The organism is Arcticibacterium sp. (genome assembly GCF_055134445.1).
Genome location: NZ_JBSRVI010000034.1, coordinates 1 through 15,213 on the forward strand (window position 1 = coordinate 1; position 15,213 = coordinate 15,213).

The 15,213-nt window shown below is 37.1% G+C and carries 9 protein-coding genes; 7 read left to right on the forward strand and 2 right to left on the reverse strand.

The window, feature by feature from the left end; all coding sequences use genetic code 11:
• The 7 genes from ACTBZY_RS04010 to ACTBZY_RS04040 form a co-directional block, all read left to right on the forward strand.
• The coding region (locus ACTBZY_RS04010; RefSeq protein ID WP_463045047.1) for a RagB/SusD family nutrient uptake outer membrane protein at window positions 1-284 on the forward strand (284 nt) is incomplete at its 5' end.
• A gap of 26 nt (window positions 285-310) precedes the next feature.
• Window positions 311-901: a hypothetical protein gene (locus tag ACTBZY_RS04015; RefSeq protein WP_463045048.1), complete on the forward strand. Its 591-nt coding sequence runs from the start codon at window positions 311-313 to the stop codon at window positions 899-901.
• 4 nt (window positions 902-905) lie between these two features.
• On the forward strand, window positions 906-4,223 hold the full coding sequence (locus tag ACTBZY_RS04020; protein WP_463045049.1) for a VCBS repeat-containing protein: 3,318 nt from the start codon (window positions 906-908) through the stop codon (window positions 4,221-4,223).
• A complete protein-coding gene (locus ACTBZY_RS04025) occupies window positions 4,216-7,494 on the forward strand; it encodes a VCBS repeat-containing protein (RefSeq protein WP_463045050.1) in 3,279 nt (1,092 codons plus the stop codon). The genes ACTBZY_RS04020 and ACTBZY_RS04025 overlap by 8 nt, the downstream gene beginning before the upstream one ends.
• The gene (locus tag ACTBZY_RS04030) at window positions 7,491-8,054 is read left to right on the forward strand and encodes a hypothetical protein (RefSeq protein WP_463045051.1); all 564 of its coding nucleotides are present in this window, start codon (window positions 7,491-7,493) and stop codon (window positions 8,052-8,054) included. Before ACTBZY_RS04025 ends, ACTBZY_RS04030 begins: the two co-directional genes overlap by 4 nt.
• Window positions 8,055-8,229: 175 nt before the next feature.
• On the forward strand, window positions 8,230-9,729 hold the full coding sequence (locus ACTBZY_RS04035) for a lipopolysaccharide biosynthesis protein (RefSeq protein WP_463045052.1): 1,500 nt from the start codon (window positions 8,230-8,232) through the stop codon (window positions 9,727-9,729).
• Between the two features lie 22 nt (window positions 9,730-9,751).
• Entirely contained in the window at window positions 9,752-11,203 is a 1,452-nt protein-coding gene (locus ACTBZY_RS04040; protein WP_463045053.1) for a UDP-N-acetylmuramoyl-L-alanyl-D-glutamate--2,6-diaminopimelate ligase, read from the forward strand.
• On the opposite strand, the gene ACTBZY_RS04045 is transcribed toward ACTBZY_RS04040, so the two are convergent.
• A complete protein-coding gene (locus ACTBZY_RS04045; RefSeq protein WP_463045054.1) occupies window positions 11,200-13,425 on the reverse strand; it encodes an FUSC family protein in 2,226 nt (741 codons plus the stop codon). The genes ACTBZY_RS04040 and ACTBZY_RS04045 overlap by 4 nt on opposite strands.
• 14 nt (window positions 13,426-13,439) lie before the next feature.
• Window positions 13,440-15,212: a MutS-related protein gene (locus tag ACTBZY_RS04050; RefSeq protein WP_463045055.1), complete on the reverse strand. Its 1,773-nt coding sequence runs from the start codon at window positions 15,210-15,212 to the stop codon at window positions 13,440-13,442.
• Between the last annotated feature and the right edge of the window lies 1 nt (window position 15,213).

Sequence of the window (15,213 nt, forward strand, 5' to 3'; positions counted from 1 at the left end):
TAATGAGAAGCGGTGACAATGCAGCTGCATTAAAAATGATAAATGACCTAAGAACCATACGTAAGGCATCTAAGCTATCTTCTTTAACTGCAGATACAATGTTTGGTGAAAGAGGTCGTGAACTATATTGGGAGGCAATTGCCAGAACAGACGAAATTCGATTTGGTAAGTTCAATAGACAATATCAAGCGGTGACGAATATTGAAGCTTATACTGTTCTGTATCCAATTCCATCCATCGCCATTGCTTCAAATACAAACTTGACGCAAAACGAAGGATACTAATTAAGAATTAACTAATTTTAAAAGGAATGCTCGAGCAATCGAGCCTTCCTTTTTTTTATATGAAAAGGCTTATCATTTTCTTCTCTTCAATGGTTATTCTATATTCTTGTGCATCAAATGAAGCACAAGTAACCGATCAGATATATAAAGAACTAAAACCTAAAGAAGCTCATGTGACAATCAAGATTAAAGATGAGTTATTCTACTCCCACGAAAGTAAGTTTCAGGGGAATATCAATCTAGGTACCGGTTTTAGCGATATCAATATTATTGACCAGTTTGGTGGAAATATTCAATTACAAATGGCTAAAAATAATTGGCTTAAAAGTGAAAAGAAAACATTCAATGTAAGTCCGAATAACGGTGAGGAGTATCCCAATTATGGGAACATGCTTATTGGTAAAAGAGACAGTAGTAGTTTTAAAGGTTATATATTGTCTCGCGGAAATTTTGAATGGCTGCTACTTAATACAGAAAGAGCCATTTTAAAATTAGATGGCTATTTCGTTCGGCCACAAGACGCTAGAATACCTCAAAATGAAATACCCTTTGAAGGTAAAATATACTTCAATCAACCCCGTATAGATCTAAATGATCTAGACATTAGCGACTTATAAAAATTTGAAAGCACTTTCCACGTTCCTCATTCTGCTTGCATTATTCTCCTGTAAAAGTGAGAAACAAAACACGTTATTTGAACTTAAGAACAATGATGAGATAGGGATTTCATTTATTAATCATGTAATAAACACAGAAGACCAAAATATATTCAACTATCGCAACTTCTACAATGGTGGAGGTGTGGCCATTGGTGATATTAACAACGACGGTCTAGCTGATATCTATTTTACAGCAAATCAGGGCAGTAATAAATTATACATCAATCAAGGTAATTTTCAATTTCAAGATATCACAGAGAGCTCAGGGACGAGTTTAGAAAAACAATGGAGCACCGGCGTGGTCATGGTAGATATAAACGCTGATGGCCTTTTAGATATTTATGTTTGTAACGCTGGTTACCAAAAAACAGTAGGTCAGGAAAATGCCCTTTTCATCAATAATGGTGACCTCACTTTTACCGAAAAAGCTTCCGAATATGGACTTGCCGATTCTGGTTATACTACCCATGCTGCATTTTTTGATTATGACCTCGATGGCGATCTTGATGTCTATCTCTTAAACAACAGTTTCATACCCGTTAATACGCTAAATAATGCCAACAACAGAGACCTCCGTGCAGAAAACTGGCCCGTGAAAGACTTTTTAAAAGGAGGAGGAGATAAACTGCTACGAAACGACAGTCATTTTGATGATGAGCAAGTCTTAATACCTTCGTTTGTTGATGTGAGCGAAGAAGCTGGGATTTTTGGTAGCCTCATTGGATTTGGCTTAGGCGTAACCGTTGGCGATATAAATAACGATCAATACCCGGATATCTATGTTTCTAATGATTTTTACGAAAAAGACTACCTCTACATAAACCAGAAAAATGGTACCTTTAAAGAGGACATTGAAAACAGAATGGGACATACTTCTTTTGCTTCAATGGGTGCCGACATGGCAGACATAAACAATGATGGTTATCCCGAAATTTTTGTAACAGACATGCTGCCAAAAGAAGAGCAAAGGTTAAAAACCACAACAGCCTTTGATTCTCACTATACCTATAGCCTTAGGTTACAAAGAGGCTTCTACCATCAGTACATGCAAAACACGCTGCAACTAAATAATGGAAAGGGGGCGTTTTCCGAAATAGCCAATTATGCCAATTTAGAAGCAAGTGATTGGAGCTGGGGAGCTCTTATATTTGATGCAGATAACGACCGCAACCCCGACATTTATGTTTCTAATGGTATTCAACATGACGTGATTGACCAAGACTTTATTGATTTCTTTGCAGACGAAGTTTCTCAAAGCATGGCTAGCTCAGGCAAAAAAGAAAGCATAAAGAATATTTTGGCTCACATGCCACAAAAACCTATCAATAACCTATTCTTTAAGAATGAAGGCAATCTCGTTTTTAAAGAAGAGAAGAATTGGACAGCCGATTTACCCTCCTTTTCAAATGGTGCCGCTTACGCCGATCTAGATAATGATGGCGATCTAGATTTAGTCGTCAATAATGTCAATCAGCCCGCATTTATATTTCAGAACAATTCGTCTACTCAGAATCATTACATTACCTATAAACTTAAAGGATTTGGTCAAAATACCTTTGCCATTGGAGCAGTAATTAATCTATACCATAATGGTGAAATACTTACCAAACAATTAATGCCAAGTAGAGGGTTTCAATCGAGCACAGAATACCCCTTAACATTTGGCTTAGGAGACTGGACAGCAATAGATTCCACTGAAATAATATGGCCAAACAACACCGTCAGCAATTTCTATCAAGTAAAATCCGACAGTCTTTATATGATAGACTACGGTTCGGTAAAAACAGCAAAAAGCAAACCTAAGACTAAGGCCAGCAGAAATGTTTTCACCCCTGTACCGTTTGAAATAGAGTCTCATTTGGAAAACCAATATGAAGATTATTATTACGAAAAAAACATCCCTTTTAAACTGTCAGCAGAAGGGCCTAAAATGGCCATTGCCGATCTCAATGGAGACCAATTAGAGGATATCGTTATTTGCGGAAGCAAAAATCAGGCAAGCCAAATTTACCTACAAAACGAAAAAGGTTTTCGAAAGACAGAACAAAAAGATCTAGCCATTTTTGCACCTTTTGAAGACATTTCTGTTGCCATTTTTGACGCTAATGGAGATGGACATCCCGACATTTATTTTGGAACTGGCGGCAATGAGGTCGAAATCAATGCTCTAGACTTAAAAGACCGTCTTTATATTAATGACGGCAATGGAAACTTTAAATATGACTTAAAAGCAATTCCCGGTAACACTTATAATACATCTACGGTGCTACCCTTTGATTATGACCAAGATGGAGATTTAGATCTATTTATAGGAAGTAGGTCTTTTCCGAAGCAATACGGCACTGTTCCACCATCTTTTGTCTATCAAAATAACGGGAATGGGAAATTCACCGATGTCTCCAAATCATTAAGCCTTGATTTTCAAACATTGGGTATGGTGACCTCCGCCACTTGGACAGATATAAACGGAGACAAAGCCAATGAGTTAACCGTTGTAGGAGATTGGATGGAACCCAGAACTTATCGCTATCAAAACGGGAAATTCTTTCGCATAGAAAATGGACTTGAAAAGTTATATGGTTTCTGGGGGGCTATAACCAGTTCGGATCTTGATAATGACGGCGATATAGACTTGGTAATAGGAAATATTGGTCAAAACTTCTCGCTAAAAGTAAATCCTGAAAAGCCAATTAAAATGTTTGTCAATGACTTTGATGGAAATGGAACCACCGATAAAGTCATGACGAAAACAATTAATGGAAGAGATGTCCCCGTCTTTCTTAAAAGAGAAATGATGGATCAATTCCCTGCTTTAAAAAGTAACAATCTAAAACATGTAGATTATGCCACTAGGTCTCTTGAAGATCTCTTTGGAAATAAAGCCCTTAAGAACTCAAAAGTCTTAAAAGTTAATTATCTAAAGTCTATTGTAGCTATTAATAATGGTGACGGAACATTTAATACGCTTGAACTACCCCCTGAGATACAGTTTTCATGCATTAAAGCCATCAGCATCAAAGATATTAACGGTGATAACTTTGATGATATCATCATGGCAGGAAACTCAAGGAATATGATACCTCAGTTCAACACTTTGGATGCTAATAGAGGCACTTTATTATTTAATGATGGTAAAAATCATTTCTCCGTAGTGGCTAATTCTGGTCTAAATATTACGGGAGAAGCGAAAGACCTCAATTTTGTTACTGTCGGTAAGAATAATTTCTTGGTTGCCGTTGAGAATAATAAGAAACCTATATTTTATTTATGGAATGAATAAGTGGTTTAAATTAGCTTCTCTTTCTTTTCTCTTATTTGGCTGCAATTCCAAAAAAGAGCCTGTGCTTTTTGAGCTCCTAGATAGTGAAAAAACAGGCATCACTTTTAACAATCAAATTGTACCAACGAATGACCTCAACATATTTAGGTATATGTATTTCTACAATGGTGCGGGAGTAGGTGCCGGAGATTTTAATAACGATGGACTAATTGACGTCTTTTTCTCCTCCAATCAAGGTGAAAATGAACTGTATCTTAATAAAGGCAACCTTAAATTCGCAAACATCTCGGATAAAGCTGGGATCAGTAATAATGGTGGTTGGAGCACGGGAGTGTCTGTTGTAGACATTAACCAAGACGGTTTATTGGATATCTATGTGAGCCAAGTTGGAGATTTTGAAGTCTTAAAAGGTCATAATCTATTATTCATTTGTGAGAAAATAGACCAAAATGGTATCCCTATATTCTCAGAAAAATCTAAAGAATACGGTCTTGACTTGGTTGGATTCGGCACTCAGGCCGTCTTTTTTGATTATGACCTTGACGGCGATTTAGATTTCTTCCAAGTGAACCACTCCGTTCACCAGAACGGCACATTTGGGAAAAGAGAAAATTTCCTTAACACCAAGCATCCATTAGCAGGAGACCGATTCTTTGAAAACATTAATGGCAAATATCTTGAAAAAAGCGACCAAAGTGGTATTAATCAAAATGCTCTCGGTTATGGCCTCGGATTGGCTGTTTCTGATGTTAACCTAGACGGATATCCCGATATATATGTAGGCAATGATTTTCATGAGAACGACTACCTCTATATCAATCAAAAAAACGGACGTTTCATAGATGAACTAAGCCAGAGGATTAGCCATACCAGTCGTTTCAGCATGGGTATAGATATTGCAGACCTCAATCACGACATATTTCCCGAAATAGTTACGTTAGACATGCTTCCCTTTAATCATGAAATTCTTAAAAGATCGGAAGGCGAAGACACCTTTTATAATTTCGAATTCAAACTAAAACAAGGATACGATTATCAGTTTGCTAGAAATAATCTTCAGTACAATAACGGAAATGGCGTTTTTAGTGAGATAGGTATGTCCAGCAACATCTCGGCAACAGACTGGTCCTGGAGTAGTCTTTTTGATGATTTTGATAATGATGGAGAAACCGACCTGTTCATTAGCAATGGTATTGCAAAAAGAATGAATGATACAGATTATATCAATATTGTTTCAAACGACGAAATCCAAAAGAGAATTCAAGAGAAAACATTCGATGAATCTGACGAAGCTTTAACAGATCTTATTCCAGAAATTAAAATCCCAAATAAACTATATTTAAACAAAGGCGACCTTTCTTTCCAAGACGCTAAACGCCAAATAGTCAATAACAAAGACTCCTTCTCTAATGGTGCAATATCTGTAGATCTTGATAACGACGGTGACTTGGATATCATTACCAACAATATCAATGCCCAAGCCTTTATATATGAAAATAAAACGATAAGCAGCACGGCCACAAACGAACCTTTGAAAATTCAATTAAAGGGAAGCGATAAGAATAAAAATGGCATTGGAACCAAGATTATAGCATATGCCAACAACCAAAAATACTATAAAGAAAAATTTCCTGTTAGGGGCTTCCAGTCTTCTTCCGAAGCTCCATTAATATTTGCCACTAAGGCTGCAATAGACTCTATTTGGGTTATCTGGCCCGACAATTCATTTCAATCTTTAAAAAAGACAACAGAGAAATCTATCACCATACAATATCAAACCGGACTTCCACAATTTGATTATCTAAGGCTAAAAATACCAGAAGAAGAAACTTTCATAGACGTCACTGACCAAATGCTTTACAAGCCACTTTTTCATCAAGAAAATACTTTCAATGAATTCGACCGTGAAGCCTTAATCCCTAGTAAAATGAGCACTCAGGGACCAGCCGTAGCTGTTGGAGATTTGAATGGAGACGGTTTGGATGACCTATATTTTGGAGGCTCAAGAAAAGAAAAAAGTAAAGTTTTGTTTCAAACCTCCACTGGAATTTTAAAAGAGTTTGACTTCCCAGATATTTCAAATGATAGCCTTTATGAAGATGTTGACGCTATTATATTAGATGCCAATAATGACGGATTAAACGATATCATTGTCCTTTCTGGTGGAAATGAATACTTGAATAAATCGGAATTCAATTCACCTCGACTCTATTTAAATCATGGCCAAAATGTTTTTAAGAAATCTCAGCAAGCCTTTCCTCTCCTCTTTACAACAGCTCAGTGTATAAAAGCTGCAGATTTTGACAACGACGGTGATCTAGATGTTTTTATTGGAAGCAGAACCTATCCATGGGCCTATGGGAAAATACCCCCTTCCTATTTATTGCTTAATGACGGTAAAGGCCATTTTACCATAAAGAATATGCCTGTACTTGAGAATTTAGGGATGGTAAAAGATGCCTTATGGATGGATATTGACCAAGATAATGATCCAGATTTAATTGTGGTTTTAGAGTGGGATGGTGTTTTTTGTCTGGAGAACAATAATGGCGAATTCATAAAAAAATCAATGACGGATAAAAAGGGTTGGTGGAATATCATTTATCCTACTGATATCAATAATGACGGTAAAACCGATTTCATTCTCGGTAACCTAGGCGAGAACAGTAGGTTAAAGGCTACTGAAAATAAACCTGTAAGAATGTATGTGAAAGACCTAGACGAAAATGGTCGATTAGATCAAATTCTGACTTATTACTTAGAGGAGGAGGAAGTCATCTTCGCAGATAAAAAGGAGCTTGAAAAACAAATGCCTTTTATTAGAAAAAAATATAACCTAGCCAAGGACTTTGCAAAAGCGGATTTCAGAGATGTTTTCGGACAGGATAAAATAAAGGATGCTAAAGTCTTTGAAGCCAATTACTTCAAAAGTGCCATTCTTCTAAATATGGGTAATGGGTCGTATAGATTAGACAACCTGCCTTGGAAAGCACAAGTGGCACCAATATCAGCCGTTGCAAGAATACAAGGGAGTTCAGGGTATCTAATTGCTGGGAACTTTTTTGATTCAAATATCCAACTAGGTAGATACGATGCTGGTATTGGAGGAATTCTAGACAAAAATGGTAACTATCATAACATTCCAGGAATTACCTTGAGGGAACAAATAAGGCAAATCCTTCCAATCAAGATTAATGGAGAAAGTCACTATCTGGTAATCGCTAATAATGCCGCCATCCGAATCATTAAAAAATCTAAAGTCAGTTCATGAAAAATTTACTCCTGCTTTTTATAGCTACGTTCTTAATTTCCTGTTCCAATAACGCCGAAAAAAACTGGGACACCGAAATATTTGAAAACCTACAAAAACTTCAAGCGGACCAAATATCGGCTGAGATTCAAGTTGATGGTCAACAAGTTTTCGATAAAAGGGAAAATTTTAATCCGAGTTTAAATCTTAGCGAAAACTCCTGTTATCTAGCATTTGAAAATTCTAATGGTGAAAAAATAAGCCTTCGACTAGATGGAGAAGGCTGGTATAAACAGCCTATTAAGAATGTAACTTTCAAAGAAAACATTCCTGTTTCAGAAGCAAATACTGGTTCTTTATCCATCCTAAAAAAAAGAGGGAATGAAAAAGAAGCATTTATTCTCAACGAAGGTTGGGCTGAAGTGAGACAACTGAATCAAGAAGCCTGTATTATTATAATTCATGGTATGCTTAATAGTTCTGACAAGGAAGCATCGAGCAAAACGATAAATGGATTAATAGTTTGGAAAAAACCGAAAGAACTGGACGCTAATTCTCCTCATAAAACCTATTATTTTTAATTCATTCGCTTATTCATTCGAGTAATTACTTGAAACAATTCATTCATTCTCAGAATACGACTTAAAAAGAATGAAAGATAAATGTTAACATTGCATATTATTTCTGAGACGAACCAAGTAATATAGCCGCCTCAGTTTCAAAATTTTCAAAGCCAGCAGTGGCAATACCTTAAGAATGTCTTTCCTTAAAAAATTAGCTGGTGATTCTGTACTTTATGGTCTAAGCAGTATCGTAGGAAGGTTACTCAACTGGCTTTTGGTGGTGGTGCATACCCGTATTTTTGAACAACCTAGAATTTTATCCGACAATGCTCAATTATACACCTATGTAGTTGGCCTTAACGTACTTTACACATTCGGTATGGAAACTGCATTTTTCAGATTCGCCAGTAAAAAGGAAAATGAGTCTGAATACTTCAATATTATCCTAAGCTTCATTATTCTTTTAGGCGGTACGCTTTCTACTCTTTTTATCCTCGGAGCCACGCCCATCATAGATTCCTTAGGATATCCAGGTAAAGAAAGACTCGTGATTTGGCTTGCCATAATTATTGCTGTGGATGCTATATGTGCTATCGCTTTTGTAAAACTTAGAGCACAAAATAAAGCCAGACGATTCGTTAAAATTAAGCTAATAGGCATTGCCATAAACATTGGGCTCAACTTCTTCTATCTGATGTTTTGCAATTATATTCTTCAAGGACTATTCCTTCCAGAATTAATAGGCTTCGCAGCCTATTTTTATAATCCAGCCATTGGTCCTGATTATATTATTTGGGCTAACTATGTGGCTAGTTTACTAACGCTGTTACTTTTATGGAAAGAGTTTGTTGGTTTCAAGTTCGTCTTGAATTGGGAAAAGCTTAAGACGGTTTTAAACTATGCTTATCCTCTTTTAATTTTAGGTTTAGCCGGAGCCATCAACCTAGTGGCGGATAGGCTTATGTTTAGAGATCTTATTCCAGAAGGTTTTTATCCTGGTTTCAGTACAGAAGACGCCTTTAGTATTTATGCCAACGTCTATAAATTATCCATTTTCATGACCTTAGTGGTTCAGGCTTATCGCTACGCTGCAGACCCTTTTTTCTTTTCTAAAATGGGTGATAAAAACTCGCCTCGAATGATTGCATTGAGTACCAAGTGGTTTACCATTGCCAGTATTGTAATATGGATTGTGGTCTCCTTAAACTTAGACTGGATTGGATTATTAATAGGAAAAACCTATCGTTCCGGCCTTATTGTTGTCCCAATTTTACTTTTAGCAAATCTATTTATTGGCATATACGGAAATATTTCAATTTGGTACAAACTCACAGATAAAACCTATTACGGAACCTGGATTACCCTTGGGGGAATGGTTCTAACCATTGTGTTAAATATCATTTTGATACCGATATATGGTTATATGGGCTGTGCCGTTACCTTTGCCATCAGTTCTCTTCTAATGGTTATTGCCTGTTACTATTATGGGCAAAAACACTATACTGTTCCTTACGATTTACTCAAAATTCTATTTTATCTGGGCATTGCGGCCCTTATAATTATAATAGACTCGCAAATTCAATATGTTGGATTGCAGTATTCTGTCCTTGTTCATTTAATTTTGTGTCTCGCCTTTTTAGCTCTAATTTACAAATTAGAGAAAAAAGGCTTTTCCGAACTAAGGATGAACTAGTACACTTCATATACAAACGACTATGCTTTTAAGCGACATTTTATACAAAATTTCCCTATTGACGGTATCCGGTAAAACGGATATTGAAATTTCTAATATTGAATTTGATAGCCGTAAAATAAACGAGGGTTCCTTATTTATTGCTGTTCCCGGATTGCAAGTAAACGGGCACGAGTTTATTTCAGATGCCATAGAATTGGGAGCAAAAGCCGTTTTGTGCGAAGAGTTACCTGAGAATCTTACGGAAGGTGTTACGTTCATAAAAGTAGAAAACTCTGCGATGTCTATGGGATTAGCAGCTTCTAACTTTTATGACAACCCCTCTTCAAAGATTAAATTAGTAGGCATCACTGGTACCAATGGCAAAACCTCCGTAGCCACCTTACTTTTTGATTTATTTAGAAAACTGGGTTATACCTGCGGGTTGCTTTCTACGGTACAGAATCAAATAGAAGATGAGGTTATTCCTTCTACACATACTACACCAGACGCTGTCAAAATAAATGAACTGTTGGCATTAATGGTTAAAAAAGGCTGCACCCACGTTTTTATGGAGGTGAGTTCGCATGCAGTAGTTTTAGAAAGAATAGCAGGATTGACTTTTACGGGAGGGGTTTTCACTAACATTACCCAAGACCATCTGGACTTTCACGAGACCTTTAAAAATTACATTGACGCCAAAAAAGGTTTCTTTGACAGGTTAACTAAAACAGCCTTTGCTTTAACCAACTCTGATGATAAAAATGGGAAGGTTATGCTGCAAAACAGTATTGCTCAAAAATATTCTTATGCATTAAAAGGTATTGGCACCTATAAAGGTAAAGTATTAGACTGTGGATTATTTGGGCTCAACATGACCATCAATGAGCGTGAAGTTTGGTTTAAACTTATTGGTAGATTTAATGCTTACAATCTTCTTGCGGTCTATGGCACAGCCATTCTATTAGAAGAAGAATCTGAAGCCATTTTAACGGAGTTGTCTCAGTTACAACCTCCTCCAGGAAGATTTGAACAGGTACACTCTACGCATCAAAGAGTGGGAATAATAGACTACGCTCATACACCAGACGCCTTAAAGAATGTTTTGGAAACCATCAATGACCTTAAAGATGGCAATCAGCAGGTAATTTGTGTGATAGGCTGCGGCGGTAATAGAGATAAAGGTAAAAGACCTCAAATGGCCAAAATTGCCTGTGAGCTAAGCGACAAAGTCATTTTAACATCTGACAATCCAAGAAACGAGGAACCTGAAGATATCTTGAAAGATATGCAGGAAGGTGTAAGTGTTACAAAAAGGAAAAAGGTTTTATCTATCTTAGACAGAAGAGAAGCCATAAAAACAGCAGTGATGCTCTCCAATGAAGGTGACATTATTTTGGTGGCAGGCAAAGGCCACGAAAGCTACCAAGACATAAAAGGGGTAAAAAGCCATTTCGACGACAAAGAAGAAATAATTAGAGCTTTTATGAACTAGTCTAAGCCTTTTACCGTCTGCCTCATACTTTCCGAAATGCTATGCAGCCATTTGAGGTGGTCTGTAACAAGCTTACCTTCTTGTAGTTTACTTCTCATGTCTGAACTCATGGGCGTAAAGCCCTTTTCTAGTTCCTTATCTCGTTCTTCGGACAATTGCAGAAATCTTTTGTCTAAAACCTCAGTGGCTTCTGTAAGTTCTGACTCATCTTCCAAAACCTCCACCTGCTCTCCTACCAGCGTTCCCAAAGCAGCTTTCAAATTCTCTAGAATATGCCTTATCACGGTTTCATATTCTTTAGAGGCCTGCGTAGTTTCATGGTTTTGAATATAAATACCTAAAGCAGCCAAAGCCGTCAAAAAAGTTTGATTTAAAACCACAACCGCATAAAGCTGGGCTTGATGACCTTGCCTAGACTTAGGTTCCTCGGTTTGACGCTGAAATGCCGCCATTAAGTTTCCACTTTCCAGAAAAGCTTTTTTTCTAGAAAGCCTATAAATGGTATCAGGCGTTTCTTTAGAATGATAAAGTCTATCAATATTCTCCATATAAGACATGGATGCTTCTATCGCTTTCTGAATAGCTATTTTTATGCCTCCCTGTTCCCAAGATGGCCAAAGGAGATATATGGCTAAGAACGAGATTCCAGCACCAATCAAAGTATCTAAAACCCTATACTGCACAATACTAAAAGCATTATCCACCAAAATTGCGTATAAAAGTATAACAGCCGTGGTAATGAAGGTGGCTGCCACTTTATAGTTTTTTTGAAGAAAAACAAAACCAACAAAAAGTGAAGGAATAGCTAGTGTGCCATAAACCGTCTTAGAATCAAACAATAAAAGAACCACTACACCTACCGAAGCACCTATCAGTGTTCCAAAAATTCTATTCAGAGCCCTTGCTTTAGTAAGTCCAAAGTTTGGCCTCAAAATAACCGAGATAGTCAATAAAACCCAATACGCATTCTGATGCTGAAGCGTTTTTCCTATTAATAAACCAGCAAACATGGCCACCGTAAGCCGAAGAGCATGTTTAAAAACCGATGATTTAATATTCAAATTGGCTCTCAGCGTCTTTATGTTATAGTCTTGTGTTGAAATAAAAAGCTTTCTGTCGCTTCTCTTCAGCAGACTTTCTGAGCCTTCCAGAATATTGGCATAAACACGTTTAGCAGAAAAGACCTTCTCTTCTTGACGAACTTCATAATCCAATAGATTTCTCAAAACCAATGCCCCTTGCCGTGCTTTCGGTAGTCCTATTTCAGTCACATAATCATGAATACTTCCTTCGCAAAAACCTTTATTAGGACTAAGATTGGTGTCTAGCTGCAAAGGCTTATTGGAACGTATAGCTTCTGCCAAAGCATATAAATGAACAATGGTACTCGCCGAAAAAGACTTAAAAGTTTCCGTTTTACTAAACTGCTCTCCTAATGTATCTTCTAAGCTTGCAGAGTCGGTGTCTTTTGCTAATCCCAACTCATAAACATCCAGCATTTCAAGAAAAATAAGAAGCTGCCTACTGGTTTCGTTGGACTGTCCCTCGTTCTGTCTTTTAGTATACAAAAGCACTCGCAAAAGCTCGTGCTGCTCATTCAAGCTAATCTGTAGTTTGAGCAATTTTTGCTCCAGCAGAAGTCGGTTATCGGCTTTGTTCCAGAGTAGTTGGTATTTAACTTTCAAAAAATCGGCCGTGGTTTCCACACATTCCGCCAAACTTTGTGCTGTACTTTTATTCTGAAATGCCCAATGCGACAAACTGGCTAAAACCAAATACCATATACCTCCGCAGAAAATTAAAAGCAGTTGTACGCCTAAAGGCAAATTCGTTTTTAACAAGGAAAAACTCATGACCATGGCAAAGTGACACGAAAAAACAACCATGGAAGCTCTAAAGCCATAGACCGAAAGCATACTTACCCAAAACAGGCTTAAAGCAAAAAATACGAAAAACAAAGGTTCAGAAACCGCCCGGGTAATATAACAGCCTGCCGTTATAATTAAACTGAGAAACAAAGCAGTTAAAATTCCAATTATCCTGTGTCTGGTTCCTCCGTCAATATTAGGTAAGAAAGTATAAAATACCCCTAAAGCAAAAGCAAGCCCGTAAGTCAAGTGGTCAAACGTAATTCCGAGGTATAGCGGAATCACCAAAGCAATGGTTAATACTGCTCCCTTCAAGAAATCGAATCGATATATTTGGTTTATGAGTTTTTGCACTTTAAAAATTCAGATTAAACATCCAAACCAACGCTTCTAAGTAACTCAGAAGCATTGAAACTATGACAGACTCCTGGCTTTAATTTGTAATCAAACGTCAACTCCCCATCTTTAGCATCATACTCAAAAAAGTAGTTCTTGCTACTATCAGGATATTTATCCGCCATTTCTGTCATTCTCAAATCATGGGTAGCTACCAAAGCGTAAGAATCAGATTTTATGACTCTTTCTAGAAAAGCCATAGAACCTTTAAGTTTATCTTCCGAATTGGTTCCTCTTAGCATTTCATCCACCAATAACAACGCCTTCGGTTCCTTATTCATAGCTTCCAAAAGAATTTTTATCCTATCTATTTCCGCTTTAAATGTGGAAGAGTTTTGCTCCAAGGAATCTTTAATTCGCATGTAGGCGAAAAGTGTAATTTCAATATTTAGCTTGAAACGCTCCGCAAAGACAGGAGCTCCTGCATAAGCGAGCAATACATTGGATCCCAGTGTTCTTAAAAAGGTGCTTTTCCCAGACATATTAGAACCCGTAATAAGGCTTAATCTGTTATTGGAGTCCAACGTAAAATCGTTAGCAACGGAGTCAATCATTAAGGGATGACCTAATTTTAGGGCCTCCACTTTCACACCATCCTGATCATACAATTCTGGAAACACCCATTTTGGATTATTAAAAGCCAGCGTTCCTAAGCTTGATGCTTCCTCAAAAGTGGCCAAACAACTAAATATTCTTTCAAAAAAGTTCGGATTGTCTTTTACCCATTTTCTAAGCCTTACCAACTGAACCAGATCAAAAGGGGAGAAAGCATAAAGAAAGAAGGCTGCAAACTGATTATTCTTCATGTCAATTTTAGTAGAAATTAACTGAAACTCTTCTATCGGGTTTTTACCGTCAATTGGGAGTAAATCATGAGCTTTTTTTAATATCTCACTCTGCCAGGTTTCCTGCAAAACCATTTGAGTCCCAGTTTTGTACTTTGCCATATCCCTGCTTAGTCCCTTGATTATCCTGAAATAAGGCTCTGTCACTTTTTTATTTAGACCTACCAAGGAAAAATTAAGTCCTAAGAGTGCCACTAAGGCTAGCATTCCATTATTGACCCCATATCGATAAAAGGCTATTATAACGCCCGCCACAAAAATCCATTTCAAGAAAGCATAGTACTTAATAAGTCCTTCAAGTTTTATTTTAGGCGGCTCTACCAAGTTTTCTAATTCCCCCACAGGAGCGTCGGATAGTTCAAAAAGTGAGGCCTGAAAATTTTGACGCCAGATGGCCTTTTCTGCAAGCTCCTTCGCGGCTTCTTGCCTTTTTAAAATCGTCTCTAAAGTGGGCACTTCAAGAAAAGACTTTGCCAATACCTCTTTACCCCATTGCGTTCTAGCCCTGTTGGTTAAATGAAATAGAGAAAAACCACCAAATACATCTAAGTCTGCACTGTAATCGTGGCGTTCATCACTAAACGCTATACCATTCCCATATTTATTCTTTCCGCCAGAGCTAACTTCTAATTCATTTTCTAAAACGGAAATCAAAACCTCCTTTAACAAAACCTCCTCTTGTATCTTCTCATGATATCTGACCAAAAAGTAAAATCCAGCCAAAATCAATAAAATGGCAGAAAAGGCAATCAAAGCGGACGTCTTAAATAAGAAATAAAGTAATATGCAGCCTAAAATAATAGCCGCTAGCCTTATATTAGAAGTATTATTATTTTTAACGTTTAACTCCGAAAGGTTTATCTTCTCCTTTTCAATTCGTTCTTTGTAGTATTTTGTCATG